2 tRNA genes are annotated in these 496 nt (G+C 57.7%); both read left to right on the top strand.

Annotated elements, in window-relative coordinates:
• Positions 1-68: 68 nt before the first annotated feature.
• A tRNA-Val gene (locus ACU8YC_RS26405) sits at positions 69-144 on the top strand.
• Positions 145-181: 37 nt separating this feature from the next.
• Positions 182-258, top strand: a tRNA-Asp gene (locus ACU8YC_RS26410).
• Positions 259-496 lie beyond the last annotated feature (238 nt).

The raw sequence follows: 496 nt of genomic DNA on the forward strand, positions 1-496 counted from the left end.
AAAAAATTCAATGCTGTTGTTGACTTAGCTTAGGGGGGTGAGTAAATTGCGCGCCTCGCAAGGCGATCGGCTGATTAGCTCAGCTGGGAGAGCACCTGCATCACACGCAGGGGGTCGGCGGTTCGATCCCGTCATCAGCCACCAACCTTTGTGAGATTACGGACGAAAGTCCGGCCGACGCGCAGCGGTAGTTCAGTCGGTTAGAATACCGGCCTGTCACGCCGGGGGTCGCGGGTTCGAGTCCCGTCCGCTGCGCCATATTAGCTTCACGGGAACACTGAACGCCCTGAAGCATCGAAGAAAACGGCCTTATAGGCCGTTTTTTTTTGCCTGCTTTTCCGGGATGCCACGCCGTCCCTGTTCATGCCCCCCTGCGGCAAAATGCTACGCGCTTCCTTTCTTTGCCATCTCTTTACGATCCTGGTCGGGAGGCGCGGTAGCCAGTGCCTGGATGCGCTGCTAAGCTCGGCCATCCGCTTTCGGTAAGTCCCAACTG

The organism is Citrobacter sp. VF227 (assembly GCF_052950715.1).